This is a genomic window from Eikenella sp. NML120348, assembly GCF_001648435.1.
Classification (GTDB): Bacteria; Pseudomonadota; Gammaproteobacteria; order Burkholderiales; family Neisseriaceae; genus Eikenella; species Eikenella exigua.
The window spans coordinates 1-22,731 of the sequence record NZ_LXSP01000005.1 but is presented as its reverse complement, the minus strand read 5'-3'; the positions used below and the strand labels follow the sequence as shown (position 1 = coordinate 22,731).

The following is a 22,731-nucleotide window of genomic DNA, read 5'->3' as shown; positions in this document are numbered from 1 at the left end:
GTTTCTGCGAAACACTCTCTTTTCGGGTAGCCTTTAGTTTGAAGTGGATGAGATAGGCGAAAGACGGGAGGGTAAGGCTATTGCAGATGGTCGGGCATCAACACTCACTCTAAAATTTCAAACGGATACTGTTCGCGTGCCGCCATTGTCGCCGGCCGCAAAGCTGGCTGCACTGCATTATCGGTCAAAATCTTCTGCTATTTGTCGGTTACAACCGTAAAAAAAGCAAGTACCGCCTGTACGGTAAAAACGATAGTATTTCATAGTATTCTTGGAATGATCTTGGTAAGTTGGATTCTCGAGTCCGACATTTTTGGCATTGTGGCAATGGATTACAATGGCGGGAGCGTTAAAGATTTTGACGGATACAAGTATTTGACCTGTGCTTGCTTTTTTTGAGGTCTGGGAAGATAGACAAGCCGCCGCGTGCGTACCACAGACCTCTTACGCATTGGTTCAATATTCGTGCAGCTTGTGTAGATAGAGTGTGTAGTACAGCTACGCACATGGGTATAGAATTTCAAACAACGCGTACGTGTCAAGGCACACCTCCTACTCACGCAAGCTATTGCTTGCTACTCGCACCTACGGGCTACAGCTTGTTAATAATAAGTTACAAATGCTAATTCATCAACCACAATGTATTTTTTGTTATTTTGTGACACCCTTAATTCCCCCAAATATAAAATATAAGATCCCACTAGATCTTCCGCATCATTGATCTTAAATCGTTCGAAGAGAGGTTGTTGAATTGTTGTTGGCAAGCACAGACTAACATCATTTTGCCTACCAAAATTAAGCCATTATATGCTTCTCCAATATCGGCGATTTGCCTTCAAGACCCATAGTAATCACTTATATAATAATTGACTAATATTATTAATCAGTGCATCCATCAAAATGAGGGCAAGCTCCAAAACAAGCAGCTTGCCTATTCCTAGCTGCTCTTCTAAAAAAGGCAGGAGCATAACGAGTTGGACATTCAAGAAATCTTCTTAAATTGGAAATAGTTGCCATATCCAATTGAGAAAATTGATATGCACTGTAAATTTTATTATCCTTTGTGCAAAAAGCATTATCCATCAGAACACTTCATAATCGTCACAGTTTGGTTAAAATTTAGCTGATAAATTAAGTTATTTACTATGATTTCAATAGTATTGAACTGTAATACTAGAAACATCAATTCAATCACTCCACCCCCCAAAGCAGATTCTCTTTAATCCCCCGTATCCTATCCCGTAACACCGCCGCCTCTTCAAACTGCAAATCCCTAGCCGCCTGCTGCATGGCTTTTTCGAGTTTGGCGATTTCTTTAATCGCGTCTTCTTCGTTGTGAATTTCACCAACTTTAACCTTGTTTTTGCCTTTCAGACGACCTTTGCCGCTGTCTTCTTCGTGGTACACGCCGTCGATGATGTCTTTGACCTGTTTTTTAATCTGCTGCGGCACGATGCCGTGTTCTTCGTTGAATTTCATCTGTTTTTCGCGGCGGCGTTCGGTTTCGTCGATGGCGGCTTTCATAGAGTCGGTGATTTTGTCGGCGTACAGAATGGCGACGCCGTTCACGTTGCGCGCGGCGCGGCCTATGGTTTGAATCAGGCTGCGGTGGGAGCGCAGAAAGCCTTCTTTGTCTGCATCGAGGATGGCGACGAGGGAGACTTCGGGGATGTCGAGGCCTTCGCGCAAAAGGTTGATGCCGACGAGTACGTCAAACAGGCCGAGCCGTAAATCTCTAATGATTTCAACGCGCTCTACAGTGTCGATGTCGCTGTGCAGGTAGCGCACTTTGATGCCGAGTTCGCTGTAATAGTCGGTGAGTTGCTCCGCCATGCGTTTGGTGAGGGTGGTAACGAGTACGCGTTCGCCTTTTTGGATGCGGTCGTTGATTTCGCTCATTAAGTCGTCGACTTGGGTGGCGACGGGGCGGATGATGATTTGGGGGTCGACCAACCCTGTGGGGCGGACGACTTGTTCGACCACTTGTCCGGCGTGTTCTTCTTCGTATTTGGCAGGGGTGGCGGAGACGAAGATGGTTTGCGGCATGACTTTTTCAAATTCGTGGAATTTGAGCGGGCGGTTGTCGCGGGCAGAAGGCAGGCGGAAGCCGTAGTCCACGAGGTTTTGCTTGCGCGATGCGTCGCCTTTGTACATGCCGCCGATTTGGGTTACGGTAACGTGGCTTTCGTCGATGAACATGATGGCGTTGTCGGGCAGGTAGTCCATCAGTGTGGGCGGCGGTTCGCCTTCTTTTTTGCCGGAGAAGTGACGGGAGTAGTTTTCGATGCCTTTGCAGAAGCCCATTTCGTAGAGCATTTCGAGGTCGAAACGGGTGCGCTGTTCGATGCGTTGTTGTTCGACGGGGCGTTGTTCGCGGGCGAAAAATTCGATGCGTTCGCGCAGTTCTTCTTTGATGGACTCGCAGGCGCGCAATACGGTGTCGCGCGGGGTAACGTAGTGGCTGGACGGGAAGACGGTGTAGCGGCCGACGCGCTGGTGCAGGCTGCCTGAAAGTGGGTCGAACATATCGAGGCGGTCGATTTCGTCGTCAAACAGGCTGATGCGCAAGGCGTTTTCGGAGCTTTCGGCGGGGTACACGTCAATCACATCGCCGCGCACGCGGAAGCTGCCGCGTTTGAAGTCCAAATCGCCGCGTTCGTACTGCATGGAAACGAGCGTGGCGATGATGTCGCGCTGCTCGATGGTGTCGCCTTCTTTGACGGATAGTACCATTTGTTGATACTCGGTCGGGTCGCCGATACCGTAAATGGCGGACACGGTGGCGACGATAATCACGTCGTCGCGCGTCATCAGGTTTTTGGTGGCGGAAAGGCGCATTTGCTCGATGTGTTCGTTGATCGCGCTATCTTTTTCGATAAACAAATCGCGACTGGGCACATAGGCTTCAGGCTGGTAATAGTCGTAGTAGGAGACGAAATATTCCACCGCGTTTTCGGGGAAAAACTCGCGCATCTCGGCGTAGAGTTGGGCGGCGAGGGTTTTGTTGTGCGCCATGATGATGGCAGGGCGACCGCTTTGGGCGATGACGTTCGCCATGGTGTAGGTTTTGCCCGAACCGGTTACGCCGAGCAGAGTTTGGTAGGCAAGGCCGTCTGAAAGCCCTTCGAGCAGGCCGGCAATGGCGGCGGGCTGGTCGCCGGCAGGCGGGAATGGCTGGTGGAGTTTGAAGGGGGAATCGGGGTATTGGATGATGTCCATGAGGCTACCTGAAAAAGCGCGGGCAAAGGTGGAATTATAACGCTAATGCGAGTGCTTGCTGCTGGGGTGGGAAGGGAAGTTGCAGCTAGCCTTTTGTGGCCGGGAACGGGGTAGGGCGGTATGGTTATGCTGCCGGCCCTGTTCTTGCGAAGCTAAAACCACAGTCCGGCTATTCCTCCATCCGATTTTCAGGTAGCCTTTGCGGCTTGACACGAACAAGGAGTTTCCCATGAACAATATCCGCCCGTATTTGGCTGCCGTGCCGCAGGTGCATGGCAGCTGTTATCTCGATCCACTGTGTTTGGTGGCGGGGAATGTGGTGCTGGCCGAGGAGGTGTCGGTGTGGCCGTTTGCCGTGTTGCGGGGGGATGTGAACAGCATCCGAGTGGGGCGGGGCAGCAATATTCAAGATCATGTGATGCTGCATGTGAGCCACAAAACGGACGACAAGCCGGAAGGTTCGCCGCTGATCATCGGCGAGGATTGCACCATCGGCCATCATGTTACGCTGCACGGCTGCACCGTTGGCAACCGCGTGTTGGTGGGGATGGGCAGCATTGTGTTGGATGATGCGGTGATTGAAGACGATGTGATGATTGGGGCGGGCAGCTTGGTGCCGCCGCGCAAACGGCTGGAAAGCGGCTATTTGTATGTGGGTTCGCCGGTAAAGCAAGTGCGGCGGCTCACGGCGGAGGAGCTGGCGTTTCTGCCTTATTCGGCGGCGCATTATGTGCGGGTGGCAGAGGGGCATAAGGCGGGCGGCTGATTTGAGTTCCACAGAAACTCAGTATTCCTTCGGAAACTTCGTTGAAGTTGGGCTTTCGGGTAGCCGGCTGTGCCGTAGAGGCTACCTGAAAATTATTGTGCTATTATTCGCTATTACTTGTATTGTATTCAATCAGATGAAAGGAAAAGCAATGAAAGCAGCATATCGTTTGGCCGCTGTGGCGGTGTTGGTTGTTATGTTGTCGGCCTGCGGTGCCGGCGTGGGTGTGGGTGTGAGCGGCGGCAACGGTCACGTAGGTGCGAGTGGTTCGGTGGATTTGGGTAGCGGGAATAGCAGCGTTACGCCCTATGGCAAAGTGGGTGTTGGTGTGGAGGTAACGCGCTAGACTGCTGTTTTGCCGATGATGTTTTTGCATCTGTTTATTAGAAAGGCTATCTGAAAACCGGTTGGATGGTTTCAGGTAGCCTTTTTGCTGTTCGGCCTTGTTGTTCAGCCACGGCACATCAGGCGTTGTGTTTCATGCCATATGCCGTCGGGGCGTGGTTCGACCACGGCGATGAGGCCGGGGGCTTGGCGGGCGAGTTCGGCTGCGGTAATGGTTTGTTCAAACGGGACGCGGGCAGGGGCGAGGTAGGCGAGGCGGGGCAGGGGGTGGAAGCGTTGTGCGGCCTGGGCGGGATAGTTTGCCCATTGCCGGAGGAGAAGGCCGCTCCAGCCTAGGGGATTGAGAGGGCTGCCGTTGAGGTTGCCGTTTGGGGTAAAGCCGGTGCCGCGGATGATGGTGGCGGTGGTGAGGGCTTGGCTAATGTTGGGAGTTTGGCGGCAATTTGTTTTGTCCGTATTGGTTTCGCGGGTGCTTGCTTCGCTTGTTTTAGCTTCGCAGAAACTCACTTCGTTCGTTTTAGCTCCGCAGAAACTCACTTCGTTCGTTTTCAGGTAGCCTTGGAGTGGTGCGGGCAGTTGGGCATGGGCTTGGGGGGTGTGGAAGAGGCGGCATTGTTGCTGTAGTTTAGCGGCCTTGCCAAGCAGGGTGTCGGCGGGGTTGAGGCCTTGGAAATCGTTGGGTGCTGTGCCGCCGTAGTATTTGCAGGTGAGTTCGAGGTGGTAGGGGGTAGAGTCGAGCAGGTAGAGGAAGTCGGCGGCGCCGAGGGTTTGGCCGCTTTCGCTGCGGATGGGGTGGTTGCGGGCGATGAGTTGGCAATGGGGGGCGTGTGCCAGCCAGAAGGCGAGTAGGCTTTCGGCGTAGTGGCCTAGGCGGTGGCCGAAAGGGGCTTCTTGTTCGAGCCATTGTTGCAGCGGTGCGGGCTGGCTGTCGAGGCTGAGCAGGAAGCGGAAGCCTTGGCTGCCGAGCAAGCGGGGGATGGGGAGCTCGCAGCCGCTGTGCCATAGGGGCGGGGCGGTGAGTAGGGAGGCGAGGTCGCGCACGGCGGGGTGGCGCAGCCGCCACCAGATGGCATCGAGGGCGTAGTTCATGCTTGGGCGGGGATAAAATGGGATGGAGGGAATGTAGTCGCGGCGGGATAAGCAGTCAAGTTGTTTGGAAAGGCTACCTGAAAATAGGGAGTGGTTTCAGGTAACCTTTGGTTGTGGATTGTGTGTGAAATCATTTGTTTTTTATAGGTTGACACCGGATAATGCGCGCGACGCGGCGTGTGCCGGATGAATTTAAGAGGCTGTAGTATGTATCAAGCGAAGAAGCGTGGCTGGCTGCCTTGGGTGGTGGGCTTGGCGTTGTTGGTGGCGGTGGTGTTTTTAATCGTGCAGATGCGCGATGTGCTTTCGCCGTTTGTGGTGGCTGCGGTGTTGGCCTATATTTTGAACCCGCTGGTGGAAAAGCTTTGCCGGCACGGGGTGCGGCGCGGGGCGGCGGCGATGTTGGTGATGGTGTTTACGTTGCTGTTGCTGGTGTTGCTGCTGCTGATTGTGGTGCCGATGTTGGTGCAGCAGTTCGGCAGCCTGCTGGGAAAAATGTCGGAGTTGGCGAATTTTGTGCAAAATAAGGCGCTGCCTTTGGCCAACCGGCTGCTGGGTACGCATTGGGCTTTGGACGAGCAATCGCTGTCGAATTGGTTGAGCAGCCATTTGGGCAGCGTTAAAACTGGGCTTTCCAAGGCACTGCCGGCCTTGTTGGAGCAGGGCGGCAGTTTGGTATCCAGTTTGGGCAATTTGGCGGTGCTGCCGTTTTTGCTGTATTACTTCCTGCTGGATTGGTCGCGCTGGACGGAAGGGATTAAAACCATGATTCCGCGCCGCTATCTGGCGGCCTATACCCGCATCGGCGGCAATATGGACACGGTGTTGGGCGAGTTTTTGCGCGGGCAGCTGACGGTGATGCTGATTATGGGGCTGCTCTACGGTTTGGGCCTGATGCTGGCCGGGTTGGAATCTGGCTTTGCTATTGGTATGGTAGCCGGGCTCTTGGTGTTCGTGCCTTATTTGGGCGCGTTTACCGGCCTGCTGCTGGCCACAATGGCTGCGTTGTTGCAGTTTGGCACTTGGCAGGGGCTGATTACGGTGTGGGCGGTGTTTGCCGTGGGGCAGTTTCTGGAAAGTTTCTTCATCACGCCGAAAATTGTGGGCGACCGCATTGGGCTTTCGCCATTTTGGGTGATTTTCGCCTTGATGGCTTTCGGCAGCCTGCTGGGCTTCGTGGGCATGCTGCTGGCGCTGCCTTTGGCCGCGGTAACGCTGGTGTTGCTGCGCGAGGGCGTGGCGGCATATATGGATAGCGGGTTCTACCGGCGCGAGAAATAGTCGGGCAGGGCAGGCGTTGTTTGCACAGGCTACCTGAAACGCAGCCCAGCGGAATTTCGGTGCAGCCAAAGTTTCAGGTAGCCTTTGATTTGGCTTTGGAGGCTGGCTGGAAAATGCGCTAGGCCGTATCGGTTTTGTTGTATCAGGCAAACGTTCTTTCCCTACTTACCCGCCGTTTGCCGAAAATAGCTCGTGGCTGCTTGCATTTAGGCAACATCGCCAGTAAAATGCCGCGCTTACGGATTTTATTTTACTTATCAGGAGATTTTTCATATGGCCAATAGCGCCCAGGCACGCAAACGCGCCCGCCAGTCGCAGAAAAACCGTGCACACAATGCCAGCCTGCGTACTGCTTTCCGTACCGCAGTGAAGAAAGTTTTGAAGGTTGTGGAAAGTGGCGATAAAGCCGCCGCCCAAGCCGAATTCGTGGCAGCCACCAAAGTGATGGACCGCATCGCCGACAAAGGCGTGTTCCACAAAAACAAAGCCGCCCGCCACAAAAGCCGCTTGGCTGCCAAAATCAAAGCCATGGCCTAAGCCGCTTGCTGCATAAACGTTGCCGCATCTTGCAAATAGATGCGGCTTTGTTTTGCGCGGAAGATTTGCAGAACGGCTGTGAGGCTACCTGAAAAATATGCCAATCCCGGCAAGCCTCTGCCGCCCCACCTGTAAGGCTGCAGCCAAAATGCGCTACAATGCGCCCACTATCTTGCACAACAGGAATACTCAATGATCTACGGCATCGGCACCGACATCCTGCGTATCGAGCGCATCGAGCAGCTATACGACAAATACGGCCAGGCATTGGCCGAACGCCTGCTCAGCCGCATCGAACTTTTGGAGTGGCGCTCCGTCGGCAACAAGGTAAACTTCCTGGCCAAGCGGTTTGCCGCCAAAGAAGCCTTTGCTAAAGCCGTGCACACCGGCTTGCGCTCGCCGGTAACACTGCACCACATTTCCATCGCCCACGACAAACTCGGCCGCCCGGAATTCGTGGTGGAGCCGCCCTTGCAGGAATGGCTGCGCCAACAAGGTATCGGGCGGGTGCATTTGAGCCTGAGCGACGACAACGGCGCGGTGGTAGCCTTCGTCGTGGCCGAAAAAGAGTAGGGCAAAGCAGTTTAGAAAAATAATAAAAACAATCGCATCAAGTTTTAGTTTCGCAGAAGCCAGCAGGGCTTGTTTTAGCTTCGTTAAAGCTGCGCTTTCAGGTAGCCTGCTGCATGGGCTGCCCGCTAAAACCATTTAATCCAAAGCAAATAGAGAAAGGAAACACCATGTTCTATAGCCGAAACGTCGTCAGCAACACATTGCTATACGAACGCCCCGCCGACAGCATGGACACCTTCAGCCAAAGCCTGGCCGAAATGCGCACCGCCCAGCGCCGCTTTGCCGCTGCCGGCATGCAGGCACGTGTGGCCATGCTTGCTGCCTTTGCCGACCGCCTCGAAGCCGAAAAAACCAAGCTCGCCCGCATGATTTGCGAAGAAGTCGGCCGCTGCCTGCGCGAATGTGAAGCCGAGATGGATAAATCCGTCTCCCTCATCCGCTATTATGTGAAGCTCGCCCCCCAGCTTCTGCAACACCAAACCATCGCCACCCAGGCCAGCCTCAGCCAAGTGCGCTTCGAGCCCTTGGGCGTGGTGCTGGCCGTGATGCCGTGGAACTATCCCGTATGGCAGATTATCCGCTTTGCCGTTCCTGCCTTGTGTTCTGGTAATGCCTGTTTGGTGAAACCCGCGCCCAGCGTGGCCCGCGTAACCGCCGCCCTGTTTGATATTGTTGGCAGCGAATTGCCCTGGCGAGCCACTTGGTTGGCACACGAAGATGTGGAATACGCCATTGCCAAAACCGATGCACTGGCCTTCACCGGCTCTGCCGACGTCGGCCGTCGCCTTGCCGGCTACGCCGGAAGCCATCTGAAAAAATCCGTGATGGAACTCGGCGGCAGCAACGCCTTCATCGTGCTCGACGATGCCGACATCGCCCAAGCTGCCGCTGATGCCTGCTATGCCCGTTTCCGCGATGCCGGCCAATCCTGCAACGCCGGTAAACGCATCATTCTCACCAAAGGCATCGCCGCCGAATTCACCCGCCTCTTCCTTGAACACTGCCGCCGCCTCACTCCCGGCTGCCCGCTCGACCCCGACACCACCCTCGCCCCACTGCACCGCAAAGACCTACAGCTGCAAGTGCACGAACAAGTGCAAGACGCGCTCGAACACGGCGCCAAACTGCTGCTCGGCGGCGAGCTGCCTAACGAAGCCGACACCACTTTCTACCCCGCTACCGTGCTCGACAACATCACCCCCGCCTGCCGCATGTACCGCGAAGAAGTGTTCGGCCCTGCTGTGGGTATTTTCCACGCCCGCGATGCCGCCAACGCCGTGCGCCTGGCCAACGACAACCCCTTCGGGCTCGGTGCCAGCATCTACTCCGCCAACCTCGACAAAGCCTGGGAGCTCGGCCAGCAAATCGAAGCCGGCAGCGTATTCATCAACCGCCACACCAGCAGCGACCTGCGCCTGCCCTTCGGCGGCGTGAAAGATTCCGGCTTCGGGCGCGAACTTTCCGAATTTGGCTTGTATGAATTTGTGAACGTGAAGGCATATTGGCAGAAATAGCGCAGCAGAAGGCTACCTGAAAGCGCAGCTTCAACACAGTTAAAACGATGTTTGGGCGCAGCTCAAACTGAGTTTCTGCGAAGCTAAAACGGCAGCCCCGTAGGCCGGTTCGCAGCCGGGCGGCATTGCTGCACCGATGCCGGATTATTTTCAGGTAGCCTCTATGCCACAGCAAAGGCTGCCTGAAAGAGTAAGTACCAACAAAGTTTCAATCGGTCTCTCATGTTTCAATCTCTAGCCGGAACACATTTTTCACAGGACAGCGAGCTACAGACAATATGGCAGTAGTAGGATGAGCTAATGCCTCATGAAGAGCAGTGCCTTGGCTATTTCCGAACACTGTGGTGCAAGCGCAATATAAAAGGCTACCTGAAATATTTTCAGATAGCCTTTTTGCTTGCTTAATCCGCTTAGTGCTCAATCGGTTTGGCCGGGCGGGTGGCGGCCTGGCCCAGGGAGGCGCGCCATTGTTGTGGAGCTTTCACCAGTTCCAAAGCGCGGCGCAATTGGTCGTCTTTGGCCGGATCGGGTTTGTAGCGGGTGGCGGGGTTGTTGTCGGCCTCGTCTTTGGCAGCGGGCTCAGAGGCGGCTTTGTTTTCGGCGCTGTGGTTGTTCAGTGCACGGCCGCGCACTTCGTGGCCGCCGTTGGGGTTGCTCAGGTGGCCGGAGAGGTCGGCTTCGCGGCTTTCATAACGGCGGGTTTTATCAGCCACTTCCACGTCGGGCATGATACCTTGGGCTTGTATGGAGCGGCCGCTGGGGGTGTAGTAGAGCTGGGTGGTGATCTTCAGCGCGCCGCCATTGGAAAGGGGCATCACGGATTGTACGGAGCCTTTGCCGAAGCTTTGGGTGCCCACAATCACGGCGCGTTTGTGGTCTTGCAGGGCGCCGGCCACGATCTCGGAGGCGGAGGCGGAGCCGGAGTTAATCAACACGGTGATGGGGATGGTTTTAAATTCGGCAGGCAGGCCAGCAAGAGGGTCTTTGCTGCTGCCGATTTGGTAGTCGGCGGGCTGGGCTTTGAGATTCATGTTTTCTTTGCCGTTGCGGCCTTTGGTACTCACCACGAGCTGGCCATTTTGCAGGAAGGCGGCAGATACGCCCACTGCGCCATTGAGCAGGCCGCCAGGGTCGTCGCGCAGGTCGATGACGAGGCCTTTGAGAGGGCCGCCGTTGGTGCGGCGCATAGTTTGCAGAGCCTCAACCATAGCAGGCACGGTACGTTCTTGGAACTGACTGATACGTAGGTAGCCGTAGCTGGGCTCGATGAGGTCGTGGCGCACGCTGCGCACTTTGATGATGGCGCGGGTAAGGGTAACCACGATGGGCTGGGGCGCGTCTTTTCGGGTGAGGGTAAGGGTGATTTTGGTACCGGGCTCGCCGCGCATGCGCTTCACAGCATCGTTTACACTCATGTTGCGGGTGGAGGCATCATCGATTTTGATGATGTAGTCGCCACTTTGGATACCGGCACGTTCGGCCGGCGTATCTTCAATCGGGGCAACGATTTTGATGAAGTTATTTTCAGAACTGACCTCCATGCCTAAGCCGCCGAATTCACCTTTAGTATTTTCCTGCAGGTCGGCATAGTCTTTGGTGTTCATGTATTCGGAGTGCGGATCGAGGTGGGCAACCATGCCTTTGAGCGCGCCTTCGAGGATTTCGTCGTCGGTTTTGTCTTGATAGTAGTTGGCTTTCACCTGGCTGTACACTTCGGCCATGGTGCGCAGGGAATCCACGGGCAGGGGCTGCTGGCTGCGGGTTTCGGCAAAGCTCTGCATACTCAGGCTCACGGCGATGCCGGTGAAGGTGCCCAGGGTGTAGAGGGCAATTTTTTTGAAGGTGTTGTTGGACATAATGGATTTTTGTCTTTCAGTTTGCTGATTAGGTGGCCGGGATGGTTTGCAGTTGCGGGGCTATTTGGTTTTCAGGTAGCCTGCTGCTCAGCCAGATTGAACTTTAGGCAAATTTTCCTGTTCCAGCAAGGGGGTGGGGGTAAATAAATGCTAAATGGGGGATTTTAGCAGGTTCTGTGTGAGTGGAGGCTGCCTGAAAATGTAGCGCAGCGAGGTTTCTGCAAAGCTAAAGGTCGACTGTTTGGTTTGATTAATTTACCCATGAAGTGGGATTCATGGCTTGGTTGCGGTAGCGGATTTCGAAGTAGAGGCCGTTTTCGCCGTCGGGGAGGCTGCCGCTGCGGCCGATGGTTTGGCGGGCGGATACGCGGCTGCCTGCGCCGGCGCTGATTTGGGAGAGGCCGGTGTAGATGCTGAGGTAGCCGCTGCCGTGGTCGATGATAACGGTGTTGCCGTAGCCTTGCAGGGGGGCGGCGTAGGCGACTTCGCCTTCGGCGATGCTGCGCACGGCGGTGGGCGGGGTACTGATGAAGAGGCCTTTCCAGGTGCCGCCGCCGGGGCGGGCTTGGCCGAAGCGGCCGCTGATGCTGCCGCTGGCGGGACGTTGCAGGCGGCCTTGCATGCGGCTGAAGCCATGGCTTTGCGGCTCTTGGGCTTCGGGGGCTTCGAGGGCTTCGAGGGCGAGGTCTTCGGCGGTGAGGGTGTTGCGGTTGGGGTTTTCTGGTGTTGGAGTGTCGTGTTGACGGGCTTCGTTGCGTTCGCTTTCAGGTAGCCTTTGGGGGCGTGGGGCGGGTTTGTTGCCGTTTTGGGCTTGCTGGACTTGCTGCTGGCGGCGTTGGCGCAGGGCTTGGGCTCGGCGCTGGCGTTCGGCTTCCTGCCTTTGGGCGGAGCGGCGGCTGAGGCTGGCGATGAGGCCGTTGAGGCGGCTTTCGTTTTGGCGCAGGGTTTGCAGCTTGGCGGTTTCGCGGCTGATGTCTTGCTCGAGGCTTTGCTGTTGGCGTTGCTGCTGTTGCTGTTGGCGGCCGAGGCGGGCGGCAGTGGTTTGCTGTTGGCGTTTGAGGGCGTCGAGCCGCTTCAGCTGCTCATTGATGCTGTCTTGCTGCTGTTTGAGCTCTTGGCGGTTGTGTTGCAGCTGGGTAAGAGCCTGGGCGTTGGCTTGGTTGAGGTGGCGCAGGTATTCGAGGTGGCGGCCTTTCTGCTTGGGGTCGGCGTTTTGCAGAAACAGGGTTACGGCGTTGGGCTGCTGGTTGCGATAACGGCTGTTGAGCAGGCGGGCGGCTTGGGCTTGGGTGTTTTGGATGCGGGTTTGCAGGCTGTCGAGCTTGGCCTGCATGGCTTGCAGCTCGCGCCAGGCGGTTTGGCGGCTGCGGGTGAGGCGGTCGAGCTCGCGGCGCACGGTGTCGAGTTCGCTTTGGGTTTGGCGGATGTTGCTTTGCAGCTGGCGTTGTTCGCTTTGCTGTTGTTGGAGCTTGCGGTTGCTCTCGCCGATGGCGCGCTGCACTTGGCGCAGGTCGTCTTTGGGCGCAGCGGCGGCGGGCAGGACGCTGCAGAGGAGGGCGAGGAGAATGAGGATTTTGCTGTGCTTCATGAGGCTACCTGAAAAAAGGAGAGGCTACCTGAAAAGGATTTAGAGGAAATGGAGGTGTTCGGCAAGGATGAGCGTGCCAATGCCGATGAGGACGAGGCCGCCGAGGATTTCGGCGCGTTTGCCGATGGCGCTGCCCAGTAAGCTGCCCAAGCGCAGGCCGATGGCGGCCATGATGGTGGTGGCCAGGCCGATGGTGAGGGCGGTGAGCAGGATGTTGACTTCGAGAAAGGCCAGGCCGACGCCGACGATCATGGAGTCGATGCTGGTGGCGAAGGCGATGGCGACAAGCATCAGCGACGAGGGCGGGCGGCGGCGGGATTGGCCGCTTTCGGGCTGCGCCTGTCCAAATTGCTCCCCGGCGGGCTGCTCCGGCTGCAGCGCGCCGTAAATCATGCGTAGGCCGAGCAGGAGCAGCAGGGTGAAGGCGATCCAGTGGTCCCAATCGGCGATGTAGTGTTGTGCTACGGAGCCGACTGCCCAGCCGATGAGCGGGGTGAGGGTTTCCACACTGCCAAACACGGCGGCGGTGCGCAGTGTGCCCCGGCGGGTGGGTGTGCCGATGGCGGCGCCTTGGGCGATGGCGGCGGCGAAGGCGTCCATAGACATGCCGAAGGCGAGGGCGAGGATGGTGAGGAAGCTCATGACGGGTGGAGGCTACCTGAAGCTTTCAGGTAGCCTGCTGCTGGGCGGTCAAACAAACTCAATCAGGCTCTCGCCGCTCATTTCCTGCGGCTTGGGCAGGCCGAGCATGGCGAGGAGGGTGGGGGCGATATCTTTCAGCGCGCCGCCGGCCTTGATGCGGGCGGGACGGCCCACATACAGGAAGGGCACGGGGTTGGTGGTGTGCTGGGTGTGCGGCTGGCCGTTGGCGGGGTCGAACATCTGCTCGCAGTTGCCGTGGTCGGCGGTAATCAGCACTTCGCCGCCGGCTGCTTGGGCGGCGGCCACGATTTTGCCCACGCAGTCGTCGAGCGTTTCCACCGCTTTGATGGTGGCGGCCAGCACGCCGCTGTGGCCGACCATATCGCCGTTGGCGAAGTTGCATAGAATCACATCGAAACGCTTGGCGGCGAGGCTGTCGAGGATGTGTTGGCACACTTGCGGCGCGCTCATTTCGGGCTGTAAATCGTAAGTGGCAACTTTGGGCGAGGGCACGAGGATGCGCTCTTCGCCGGGATAGGGCTCTTCGCGGCCGCCGTTGAGGAAGTAGGTAACGTGCGGATATTTCTCGGTTTCGGCAATGCGCAGTTGGCTTATGCCTTGGGCAGACAGGTATTCGCCCAAGCCGTTGCGGATACTTTCTTGGGCAAACAGCACCGGGAAGTGGTATTGGCTGCCGTAGCTGGTGAGCGAGGTGAAATAGCTGGGGCGGAAGCGCTGTTGGCGAGGGAAGCCTTGGAAATCGTCGAACAGCAGGGCTTGGGTGAGCTCGCGGGCGCGGTCGGCGCGGAAGTTCATGAAGACAACCGCATTGCCATCGTGCAGGGCGGCTGTGGGATCAATAACGGTGGGCTGCACGAATTCGTCGTGTTCGCCACGTTCATAGGCGGCAGCCAGGGCTTGCAGCGGCGTGTCGGCACGGAACGGGGCTTGGCCGAACAGGGCGTTGTAGGCCTGCTCAACGCGCTCCCAGCGGTTGTCGCGGTCCATGGCGAAGAAGCGGCCGACCACGCAGCCCACTTTCACTTGCGGGTGTTGCTCGCAATAGCTTTGCAGGGTTTTCAGGTAGCCTTCCGCACTTTGCGGCGGAGTGTCGCGGCCGTCTAGGAAGGGGTGGAACACGATTTTCTGCATACCGGCGGCCAGAGCGGCATCGGCCACAGCGAAGAAGTGGTTGATGTAGCTGTGCACGCCGCCATCGGAGAAGCAGCCGAGCAGGTGCACAGTTTTTGTGGGGCTTTGCCAGGCGGCGGTGAGGGCGGGGTTTTGCGCGAGCGAGCCGTTTTCGATGGCCATATCGATGCGGGTGATGTCTTGCTCTACCACACGGCCGGCACCGATATTCAAATGCCCCACTTCGGAGTTGCCGAACTGGCCGGAGGGCAGACCCACCATGCGCTCGGAGGCGTCGATCGTGCCGTAGGCGTATTGGGCTTTGAGGCGGTCGAGATTGGGGGTGTTGGCGAGGAGGACGGAATTGTCGCCGCCTTCGAGGCGGTGGCCGAAGCCGTCGAGAATAAGGAGGACGATGGGTTTGGTGAGCTTGCTCATGATGTGTGTTTCGGATGGAAATTGGGATGACGGCATTATATAGCGGATTGGGTGAGAATTGAATGCGGGGGGAGGGCAGGGTGTTGTTTGGGAAGAGGGTTGGGCAAAGGGGGTGGCACAAAAGGCTACCTGAAATTTCAGGTAGCCTTCGTAATTGCGGCGGGGAGATGATTACCAAGTTTTTTCTTGCTGAAAAACAGGCTACCTGAAGAAGCTAAATCGGTTTTCAGGTAGCCTTTATTCAACCAAACGGCCTTACACCACGATATTCACCAGCCGTTTCGGCACGACGATGATTTTCTTCGGTTCTTTGCCTTCCATAAACTTCTGCGCGCCGGCGGTGGCGAGGGCGGCGGCTTTAACGGCGGCTTCGTCCGCATCGGCGGCGATTTGGATTTTGTCGCGCAGTTTGCCGTTCACCTGCACCATCATCTCCATCTCGGTTTGCACCAGCGCGGCGGGATCGGTTTTCGGCCAGGGCTGTTGCCACACATTACCGCCCTCGCGCAGCTGCTCCCACAGGTTTTCGCAAATATGCGGCACGATGGGCCACAGCAGAAGCAGTACGGTTTCGAGGGTTTCCTGCGCCACTTCGCGGCCATGGGCTTCGGCGAATGCACCGTTTTTGGCAGTGGCATCATACTGGTTCAGTAGTTCCATCACGGCGGCGATGGCGGTGTTGAACTGCTGGCGGCGGTCGTAATCGTCCGTTACTTTGGCGATGGTGCTATGCAGCTTGAAGCGCAACTCTTTCAGGCTACCTGAAAGTGAGTTGTGGCTACCTGCAAACACTGCAGCCGTGCCACCCTGTTTGAACTCATACACGGTGCGCCACAGGCGGCGCAGGAAGCGGTGTGCGCCTTCCACGCCTGCATCCGACCATTCCAGTGACTGCTCGGGCGGGCTGGCGAACATCATAAACAAGCGGGCGGTGTCCGCGCCGTAGGCTTCGATGAGTTCTTGCGGATCCTTGCCGTTGTTTTTAGATTTGGACATTTTTTCCATACCGCCAATAATGACTGGCTGGCCATCCGAACGCAAAGTGGCGGAAACAGGACGTGCTTTCTCGTCCAATTCCACAATCACATCATCTGGATTGAACCAAATTTTTTTGGTTTGCGTTTCATCTGCCCAACGGAAATACGTCGCTGCCAGCACCATGCCCTGCGTGAGCAGCTGTTTGAACGGCTCGCGCACGGACACGATGCCTTCGTCGTTCATCAGTTTGGTGAAGAAACGGGCATACAGCAGGTGCAGGATGGCGTGTTCTATGCCGCCGATATACTGGTCGGCCTGCCCCCAATACGCGGCGGCTTCGGGTGCGACCATATGCGCGTCGTCGCGCGGCGACATATAGCGGAACTGGTACCAGCTCGATTCCATAAACGTGTCCATGGTGTCGGTTTCGCGCTTGGCCGCGCCGCCACATTTCGGACATTTTGTCTCATAAAACTCGGGCATTTTGGCCAGCGGCGAACCTGCGCCGTCGGGCACGACGTTTTCAGGCAGCACCACGGGCAAATCTTGCTCCGGCACGGGCACGTCGCCGCATTGGTCACAGTGGATAATCGGCACGGGGCAGCCCCAATAGCGTTGGCGCGAAATGCCCCAGTCGCGCAGGCGGTATTGCGTTTTCGGCTCGCCCGCAGAAGCAGCCTGCAACTTGGCGGCAATGGCATCAAAGGCTGCTTGGAAATTCAAACCGTCCAAATCGCCGCTGTTTACCAGCACGCCGTTTTCCTTGTCGGCATACCAATCCTGCCATTGCGCCGCGTCAAACGGCTGTCCGTCCACGCTAATTACTTGTTTCATCGGCAGATGGTATTGTTTGGCAAAGGCGAAATCGCGCTCGTCATGCGCGGGCACGGCCATCACCGCGCCGTCGCCGTAACCCCACAGCACATAGTTCGCCACCCACACTTCCAGCCGCTCGCCGTTGAGCGGGTTGATGACGAAGCGGCCGGTGGGCATGCCTTTTTTCTCCATGGTCGCCATGTCGGCTTCCGCCACGCTGCCGGCTTTGCATTCGGCAATGAACGCTTGCAGTGCAGGCTGCTTTTCGGCAGCGGCGGCGGCCAGCGGATGCTCGGCGGCCACGGCCACATACGTTGCGCCCATCAACGTGTCGGGGCGGGTGGTGTACACCTGCACAAATTCGCGGTGGCTTTCAGGTAGCCTTTCGCGGCTGTCGGCGGCTACCTGAAAACGCACCGTCATGCCGCGCGATTTGCCAATCCAGTTGCGCTGCATGGTTTTCACCTGCTCCGGCCAGTCCAAACCGTCCAAATCCGCCAGTAGCTGCTCGGCATAATCGGTGATTTTGAAGTAGTACATCGGGATTTCGCGCTTTTCCACCAGCGCGCCGGAACGCCAGCCGCGGCCGTCAATCACTTGCTCGTTGGCCAGCACGGTCTGGTCAATCGGGTCCCAGTTCACCGTGCCCAACTTCTTGTACACAATGCCTTTTTCAAACAGCTTGGTAAACAGGAGCTGCTCCCAGCGGTAGTATTCCGGGCGGCAGGTGGCGATTTCGCGCTCCCAATCCAGCGCAAAGCCCAGGCTCTGCAACTGCTTGCGCATATAGGCAATGTTTTCATACGTCCATTTGGACGGCGCAACTTGGTGGTTAATCGCCGCATTTTCGGCGGGCATGCCGAACGCGTCCCAACCCATTGGCTGCAACACGTTGAACCCCTGCATTTTTTTGAAGCGGCTGCGCACATCGCCGATGGTGTAGTTGCGCACATGCCCCATGTGCAGCTTGCCGCTGGGATAGGGGAACATGGAGAGGCAGTAGAATTTGGGTTTGGAAGCGTCTTCGGACACATTGAACACGCGTTCGGCGGCCCATTTTTTCTGCGCAGCGGGTTCGGTGAGTGAGGGTTGGTAGTGTTCTTGCATGATGAGGTTTTGCCGATGGTTTCGGATAGATTGAAAAGCTATGGATTATAAGCCAGCAGCGGGCGCTACGCCAAACGGGATGACGGCGGGAAAATCAATTAGGAGTGATACAGCGTTAGCTTGCCTTACTAATCTGTACTGTCTATGGCTAGCCACCTGATCTCATTCCTACTTGGAACAAGTATAAATTGGGAGGCTGTTGTTTGAAACAGCCTCCCAAGGCGATGTAATGATTCTGAAAAAACGAGCTCATAGATTGCAATAGTCGGTTCCACATTTCTCTGTGGCCAGAGACTACCTGAAAGCACAAAACTCAAATGAGCTTAGCTTCCTTCCCTTCGTTTTGGCTGGCTAAATATAGAAACCCCCTCCATCTAGCCTACACAAAAAAAACCATCAATACCAAGGGAGGAAGTATCGATGGCCAATTTGCGGGAAAACGTCTACTTACTATCCATGCTTGCCTACCAAGAAGCAGCACAGATGTTGTACATTATATAGAACACTTTCCACGATGTCGCTACCTAATTGTCTTTATTTACCTAACTGCCGCAATTTACTGCAATTAAATTGCATAAAAATACACTTTGCCAACAACTCGAGCGTTTACTTTACTTAATATTGATATCAGTATTTAAACAATATTGTTTAACATTTATTCACTTTTTGCCTGATAATGCCGTGCGATGTTATGTTATTTCAAATGTTGTATTTTTGTCATCATCCATTGTATTCATCTTTTTAACGGCTTGCCGCACCTTCTCCGGATCGCTCAGGCGCAGCAGTTTTTGCACCTGTGCTGCCAGCTCGCCAGCGTGGCTTTGAATGATTACATTCTTCACGGCCAAAAGATTGCTGGCGTTCATGGAGAAGCGGCGCAAGCCCAAGCCGAGCAGCAGGCGGATGAAATGTAAATCACCAGCCATTTCGCCGCATACCGACACTGGCTTGCCCATGCGTTTGGCAGTGCGGAAAATATGGTGCAGTAGTTTCAACACTGCTGGATGGGCGGGCTGGTAGAGGTAGCTCACGCTATCGTCGCCACGGTCTACTGATAAGGTGTATTGAATCAAATCGTTGGTGCCCACTGAGATAAAATCCAAGTGTTGCAGGATATGGCCCACTGTGAGCGCGGCGGAGGGAATTTCAATCATCGCGCCCACCTGCACTTCGCCATATTCTGTGTCACGTTCATCCAGCTGCTTACGGGCAACGGCCAAATGATTGATACATTGTCGCACTTCATCCACCGAAGTAATCATCGGCCACATAATCTTTACCGACCCGTGCGCCGCTGCGCGCAAAATCGCACGCATTTGGGTACGGAACATCAGTGGCTCGGCCAGGCATAGGCGGATACCGGTCATGCCCAGCGCGGGATTGAGCGCATGGTCCTCGCCGAACCAGCGCGGGTTTTTGTCCACGCCCAAATCCACGGTACGCACGGTGAGCGGCTTGCCTTTGAGCTTTTTCACAATGCCGGCATACACGCGGTATTGCTCGTCTTCATCAGGCAGATTGTCGCGGTTGAGAAACAGAAATTCACTGCGAAACAGTCCCACGCCGTCGGCAGAGAGGCGGTGCATCAGGCGCACATCTTGGGCGGATTCAATATTAGCCAACAGCTCTATATCTACGCCGTCTTTGGTGGTGGCGGTGATGTCTTTGAGTTTGTTGAGCAGGCGGCGCTGGCTGCGGTATACGCGGTCGCGCTTGCGGTATTCGCTGAGGATTAAATCGTCGGGGTTGATAATCAGCACGCCACTGATGCCGTCCACGATAATCCAGTCGTCTTGGCTGATGAGTTCGCGTGCGTTGTAGAGCCCGATTACCGAGGGCATATCCAGGCTGCGCCCCAAAATGGCGGTATGGCTGGTGGGGCCGCCGGCATCGGTGGCGAATCCGGCAATATGGTGTTCTTTGAAGTACACTGCATCGGCAGGCGACAAATCGTGGGCAATCAGGATGATGTCGTCGTCTAACTCGCTTTCTTCGGGCAAGAAATCGGTATGCTGCCCCATCAGGTTTTGGTGAATCCGCTCGGCTACCTGAAGCATATCCTGCTTGCGTTCGCGCAGGTATTCATCTTCAATCGCATCAAACTGCTCGGCCAGCTTGTCGGTTTGCAGCTTCAGCGCCCATTCGGCATTGATGGCCTGCGCGCGCAGAATATCAATCGGCTCGCGCGAAAGTGTAACGTCGGTCAGGAGCATCAGGTGCAGCGAAATAAACGCGCCCAATTCGGTTGGCGCATTTTCCGGAATGGCGCTGCGCAGCTGCTCCAGCTGACGGCGCGTGGCCTTGATGGCGACATCGAAACGTTCGGCTTCCGCATCAATTTCTTCTGGCGCCAAATCCAGTTGCGGCACTTCCTCCATGCCGCGCACCACCAAATGTGCCCGCCCGATGGCAATCCCACCGCCTGCTGCAAATCCGTGCAACACCACGCTCATGTTTATTCGCCTTCGTCAAAATAATTGTTGATTAAAGCCGTCAGCGCCTGCATGGCTGCTTGTTCGTCTGCACCCTCGGTTTCAATTTCAATCACCGAGCCCTTGGCTGCCGCCAGCATCATCAAACCCATAATGCTTTTGCCGTTTACGCATCTGCCGTTGCGGCACACCCGCACTTCCGCCGCAAACGCGCCTGCCGTTTGCGTGAACTTGCTGCACGCGCGCGCGTGCAGCCCCAGTTTGTTTATAATCTCCACCTCCTGTTTCAGCATACACCCTGCTCCTCTTCCGGCAACACCAACATAATCCCCGCCAAGGCCGACTGGCGGACCGACTCGGCCATTGCCAGTAAATCATCAGCCTTTTCCGCATCCTGCACCGCTTTCACCATCATCGGCGCATTCAGCCCGGTGAGCATCACCATGCGGTGGTGTGGTAGCAGCCGGCGGCCGATATTGCATGGTGTGGCACCGAACACGTCGGCTAAAAGCAAAATACCGTCGGCAAATGCCAAACGCTCCGCTTCCGATTGGGCTCGAGCGGCGGCCACGTCCACATCTTCATCCGGGTTCACTCCCACAATCGCCAAATGCGCTGGCATCTGCCCGAAAAAATGCCGGGCCAGCTTGGTGTACGACTTGCCCAGCGTTTCATGTGTGATAATCATCAAACCAATCATTGTGTTTCTCATTCCATTGCAAAATTTTTTTCAGGTAGCCTTGAACCAGTTAGGAGGGCAATGATAAGCAGGCCGGAGGCTATCTGAAAACATGTAATCGGTCATTTTCCTTTTTCGGGTAGAGGGTGGATTTTGGCAACAGGCTACCTGAAACTTTAACTCAACCAATAATACACATACAGCCCGAAAATACTGAACAGCACCACCAGCGCACAGCCCAACTTCGCCACCACGCCCGCCACAAAGCCCAAGAGCGTGCCCAGCCCCACTTTGCCAGCTGCCCACAAGTTGCGTTGCGCCGCAAATTCTCCCATTGCCGCGCCAACCAGCGGGCCCAGCACCATGCCCGGCAGCGCAAAAAACAGCCCCACAACACCGCCCGCCAACGAGCCCCACAGCGCCTGTTTGCTCGCCCCGGTAAACTTCGCCCCCAGCAGCCCCGCCACATAATCCAGCGTCCAGGCCAGCGCCATAATCAGCCCCAACACCGTCAGCGCCGTGGTGCCGATAACTTCGTAATTCTGGCTGTAGGCCAAGAGCCAAGTGCCCGCAAACATCAGCGGCATCCCCGGCAGCAGCGGGTGTATTGCGCCCGCCAAACCTGCCAGCAGCAACACCAGTGCCAGAATAATCAGCAAAGCCGTCATCATTAAATTCCTTTATCAAACAAGGCAGGCAACTTTCCCGCACGTTCAATCAGATAAGGCCGCTGCCGCCAATTTAAAGCCCGGGCGCTTTTGCCCGTCTGCCGCCCAAGGTATAATGCCGCCCCAACATCGGCTGCCGTTTCCGGCGCAGCCTTTCCATTTTCAGGTAGTCTGCCAGCAGCAGCCTGCCCCCACCAGCCAAATCGGAGAAATATGAATCCCGTCCTCAACACCGCTGTCAAAGCCGCCCGCCGCGCCGGCGACATGATGCTACGTGCCGCCAACAACCTGCCCGCAGTTAAAATCGACAGCAAGGCCTTCAACGATTTCGTTTCCGACATAGACCGCACCGCCGAGGAAATCATCCGCGAAATCCTACAAGAAGCCTATCCCCAGCACAAAATCACCGCCGAAGAAGGCGGCAGTAGCGGCCCCGAAAAAGCCGAATACGAATGGATTATCGCCCCGCTCGACGGCACCACCAACTACCTGCACGGCCATCCCCAATACGCCATCAGCATGGCTCTGCTGCACAAAGGCGTATTGCAGGAAGCCCTCGTTTACGCCCCCGAGCGCAACGACCTCTACCTCGCCTCACGCGGCCAAGGCGCCCTACTCAACGACCGCCGCATCCGCGTATCCAGCCGCATCGAGCTCAACCGCTGCCTGATTGGCACCGGCTTCCCCGTGGTGGATCAAAGTATGATGGAACGCTACCTGAACATCCTGTGCGACTTCCTCGCCAAAACCGCCGGCGCCCGCCGCGAAGGCGCCGCCTCACTCGACCTGTGTGCCGTGGCCTGCGGCCGCTTCGACGGCTTCTTCGAGTTTAACCTCAAACCCTGGGACATCGCCGCCGGCGCACTGATCGTGCAGGAAGCGGGCGGTATTGTAACCGATATGCGTGGCAACGAAGGCTGGCTCGAAAGCGGCGACATCGTAGCCGCCCCGCCCAAAGTGCTGGCACAAATGCTGCAAACCATCGCCCCGCATTTGGCTGCCTAATACTCTTACATAGTATAAAGGCTATCTGAAAACACTGCGTCAATGAGATTCAAACCACGCGCTGTGT

Annotated in this window: 19 protein-coding genes and 1 pseudogene; 7 read left to right on the top strand and 13 right to left on the bottom strand. The window is 56.4% G+C overall.

Features of this window, described 5'->3' with window-relative positions; translation table 11 throughout:
- Positions 1 to 107: 107 nt before the first annotated feature.
- The 3 genes and pseudogenes from A7P99_RS10275 to uvrB form a co-directional block, all read right to left on the bottom strand.
- Positions 108 to 264 (bottom strand): annotated as a pseudogene (locus A7P99_RS10275) (transposase); the annotation flags it as partial.
- A gap of 587 nt (positions 265 to 851) precedes the next feature.
- The gene (locus tag A7P99_RS10600; RefSeq protein ID WP_255361750.1) at positions 852 to 986 is read right to left on the bottom strand and encodes a hypothetical protein; all 135 of its coding nucleotides are present in this window, start codon (positions 984 to 986) and stop codon (positions 852 to 854) included.
- A 205-nt stretch (positions 987 to 1,191) separates the two neighbouring features.
- The gene (gene uvrB / locus A7P99_RS08300) at positions 1,192 to 3,219 is read right to left on the bottom strand and encodes an excinuclease ABC subunit UvrB (RefSeq protein ID WP_067687202.1); all 2,028 of its coding nucleotides are present in this window, start codon (positions 3,217 to 3,219) and stop codon (positions 1,192 to 1,194) included.
- Between the two features lie 229 nt (positions 3,220 to 3,448).
- Here uvrB and A7P99_RS08295 point away from each other — a divergent pair, with 229 nt between their 5' ends.
- Both A7P99_RS08295 and A7P99_RS08290 read left to right on the top strand, forming a co-directional pair.
- Positions 3,449 to 3,985, top strand: a complete 537-nt coding sequence (locus tag A7P99_RS08295; protein WP_067687199.1) for a gamma carbonic anhydrase family protein — start codon at positions 3,449 to 3,451, stop codon at positions 3,983 to 3,985.
- 151 nt (positions 3,986 to 4,136) lie between these two features.
- Complete coding sequence (locus A7P99_RS08290) at positions 4,137 to 4,331, top strand: hypothetical protein (protein WP_067438368.1); 195 nt, start codon at positions 4,137 to 4,139, stop codon at positions 4,329 to 4,331.
- Between the two features lie 104 nt (positions 4,332 to 4,435).
- On the opposite strand, the gene A7P99_RS08285 is transcribed toward A7P99_RS08290, so the two are convergent.
- A complete protein-coding gene (locus tag A7P99_RS08285; protein WP_067687196.1) occupies positions 4,436 to 5,419 on the bottom strand; it encodes a DUF1853 family protein in 984 nt (327 codons plus the stop codon).
- Between the two features lie 207 nt (positions 5,420 to 5,626).
- Between A7P99_RS08285 and A7P99_RS08280 the strand changes: the two genes are divergently transcribed.
- The 4 genes from A7P99_RS08280 to A7P99_RS08265 all read left to right on the top strand — a co-directional run bounded on the left by A7P99_RS08280 (position 5,627) and on the right by A7P99_RS08265 (position 9,324).
- Entirely contained in the window at positions 5,627 to 6,700 is a 1,074-nt protein-coding gene (locus A7P99_RS08280; protein WP_067449227.1) for an AI-2E family transporter, read from the top strand.
- A gap of 273 nt (positions 6,701 to 6,973) precedes the next feature.
- Entirely contained in the window at positions 6,974 to 7,237 is a 264-nt protein-coding gene (gene rpsT / locus A7P99_RS08275) for a 30S ribosomal protein S20 (protein WP_003823349.1), read from the top strand.
- Positions 7,238 to 7,429: 192 nt separating this feature from the next.
- Positions 7,430 to 7,810, top strand: a complete 381-nt coding sequence (gene acpS, locus A7P99_RS08270) for a holo-ACP synthase (protein ID WP_067438371.1) — start codon at positions 7,430 to 7,432, stop codon at positions 7,808 to 7,810.
- Between the two features lie 167 nt (positions 7,811 to 7,977).
- Positions 7,978 to 9,324: an aldehyde dehydrogenase family protein gene (locus tag A7P99_RS08265; protein WP_067449225.1), complete on the top strand. Its 1,347-nt coding sequence runs from the start codon at positions 7,978 to 7,980 to the stop codon at positions 9,322 to 9,324.
- 410 nt (positions 9,325 to 9,734) lie between these two features.
- On the opposite strand, the gene A7P99_RS08260 is transcribed toward A7P99_RS08265, so the two are convergent.
- From A7P99_RS08260 to A7P99_RS08220, 9 genes are all read right to left on the bottom strand, one after another.
- Complete coding sequence (locus A7P99_RS08260) at positions 9,735 to 11,180, bottom strand: S41 family peptidase (protein WP_067449223.1); 1,446 nt, start codon at positions 11,178 to 11,180, stop codon at positions 9,735 to 9,737.
- Between the two features lie 250 nt (positions 11,181 to 11,430).
- The gene (locus A7P99_RS08255) at positions 11,431 to 12,768 is read right to left on the bottom strand and encodes a murein hydrolase activator EnvC (protein ID WP_067687193.1); all 1,338 of its coding nucleotides are present in this window, start codon (positions 12,766 to 12,768) and stop codon (positions 11,431 to 11,433) included.
- A gap of 39 nt (positions 12,769 to 12,807) precedes the next feature.
- Complete coding sequence (locus tag A7P99_RS08250; protein WP_067528724.1) at positions 12,808 to 13,410, bottom strand: manganese efflux pump MntP family protein; 603 nt, start codon at positions 13,408 to 13,410, stop codon at positions 12,808 to 12,810.
- A 48-nt stretch (positions 13,411 to 13,458) separates the two neighbouring features.
- Positions 13,459 to 14,979 (bottom strand): 2,3-bisphosphoglycerate-independent phosphoglycerate mutase, encoded by a 1,521-nt coding sequence (gene gpmI / locus A7P99_RS08245; protein WP_067449217.1) that lies wholly within the window; start codon positions 14,977 to 14,979, stop codon positions 13,459 to 13,461.
- A gap of 255 nt (positions 14,980 to 15,234) precedes the next feature.
- The gene (leuS, locus tag A7P99_RS08240; RefSeq protein WP_067449215.1) at positions 15,235 to 17,880 is read right to left on the bottom strand and encodes a leucine--tRNA ligase; all 2,646 of its coding nucleotides are present in this window, start codon (positions 17,878 to 17,880) and stop codon (positions 15,235 to 15,237) included.
- Positions 17,881 to 18,569: 689 nt separating this feature from the next.
- Entirely contained in the window at positions 18,570 to 20,333 is a 1,764-nt protein-coding gene (gene ptsP, locus A7P99_RS08235; protein WP_067449213.1) for a phosphoenolpyruvate--protein phosphotransferase, read from the bottom strand.
- A gap of 2 nt (positions 20,334 to 20,335) precedes the next feature.
- Positions 20,336 to 20,605: an HPr family phosphocarrier protein gene (locus A7P99_RS08230; RefSeq protein WP_067449211.1), complete on the bottom strand. Its 270-nt coding sequence runs from the start codon at positions 20,603 to 20,605 to the stop codon at positions 20,336 to 20,338.
- A complete protein-coding gene (locus tag A7P99_RS08225) occupies positions 20,599 to 21,012 on the bottom strand; it encodes a PTS sugar transporter subunit IIA (RefSeq protein ID WP_067449209.1) in 414 nt (137 codons plus the stop codon). The genes A7P99_RS08230 and A7P99_RS08225 overlap by 7 nt, the downstream gene beginning before the upstream one ends.
- Before the next feature lie 155 nt (positions 21,013 to 21,167).
- Positions 21,168 to 21,659 carry a DUF456 domain-containing protein gene (locus tag A7P99_RS08220; protein WP_067449207.1) on the bottom strand — a complete coding sequence of 164 codons (492 nt, stop codon included), beginning with the start codon at positions 21,657 to 21,659 and terminating at the stop codon, positions 21,168 to 21,170.
- 213 nt (positions 21,660 to 21,872) lie between these two features.
- On the opposite strand from A7P99_RS08220, the gene A7P99_RS08215 reads away from it, so the two are divergent.
- Complete coding sequence (locus A7P99_RS08215) at positions 21,873 to 22,664, top strand: inositol monophosphatase family protein (RefSeq protein ID WP_067449204.1); 792 nt, start codon at positions 21,873 to 21,875, stop codon at positions 22,662 to 22,664.
- Positions 22,665 to 22,731: the final 67 nt, after the last annotated feature.

Coding starts and splice junctions, on each gene's coding strand:
- uvrB (WP_067687202.1), bottom strand. CDS start 3,219: ATGGACATCATCCAATACCCCGATTCCCCCTTCAAACTCCACCAGCCA.
- A7P99_RS08295 (WP_067687199.1), top strand. CDS start 3,449: ATGAACAATATCCGCCCGTATTTGGCTGCCGTGCCGCAGGTGCATGGC.
- A7P99_RS08290 (WP_067438368.1), top strand. CDS start 4,137: ATGAAAGCAGCATATCGTTTGGCCGCTGTGGCGGTGTTGGTTGTTATG.
- A7P99_RS08285 (WP_067687196.1), bottom strand. CDS start 5,419: ATGAACTACGCCCTCGATGCCATCTGGTGGCGGCTGCGCCACCCCGCC.
- A7P99_RS08280 (WP_067449227.1), top strand. CDS start 5,627: ATGTATCAAGCGAAGAAGCGTGGCTGGCTGCCTTGGGTGGTGGGCTTG.
- rpsT (WP_003823349.1), top strand. CDS start 6,974: ATGGCCAATAGCGCCCAGGCACGCAAACGCGCCCGCCAGTCGCAGAAA.
- acpS (WP_067438371.1), top strand. CDS start 7,430: ATGATCTACGGCATCGGCACCGACATCCTGCGTATCGAGCGCATCGAG.
- A7P99_RS08265 (WP_067449225.1), top strand. CDS start 7,978: ATGTTCTATAGCCGAAACGTCGTCAGCAACACATTGCTATACGAACGC.
- A7P99_RS08260 (WP_067449223.1), bottom strand. CDS start 11,180: ATGTCCAACAACACCTTCAAAAAAATTGCCCTCTACACCCTGGGCACC.
- A7P99_RS08255 (WP_067687193.1), bottom strand. CDS start 12,768: ATGAAGCACAGCAAAATCCTCATTCTCCTCGCCCTCCTCTGCAGCGTC.
- A7P99_RS08250 (WP_067528724.1), bottom strand. CDS start 13,410: ATGAGCTTCCTCACCATCCTCGCCCTCGCCTTCGGCATGTCTATGGAC.
- gpmI (WP_067449217.1), bottom strand. CDS start 14,979: ATGAGCAAGCTCACCAAACCCATCGTCCTCCTTATTCTCGACGGCTTC.
- leuS (WP_067449215.1), bottom strand. CDS start 17,880: ATGCAAGAACACTACCAACCCTCACTCACCGAACCCGCTGCGCAGAAA.
- ptsP (WP_067449213.1), bottom strand. CDS start 20,333: ATGAGCGTGGTGTTGCACGGATTTGCAGCAGGCGGTGGGATTGCCATC.
- A7P99_RS08230 (WP_067449211.1), bottom strand. CDS start 20,605: ATGCTGAAACAGGAGGTGGAGATTATAAACAAACTGGGGCTGCACGCG.
- A7P99_RS08225 (WP_067449209.1), bottom strand. CDS start 21,012: ATGATTGGTTTGATGATTATCACACATGAAACGCTGGGCAAGTCGTAC.
- A7P99_RS08220 (WP_067449207.1), bottom strand. CDS start 21,659: ATGACGGCTTTGCTGATTATTCTGGCACTGGTGTTGCTGCTGGCAGGT.
- A7P99_RS08215 (WP_067449204.1), top strand. CDS start 21,873: ATGAATCCCGTCCTCAACACCGCTGTCAAAGCCGCCCGCCGCGCCGGC.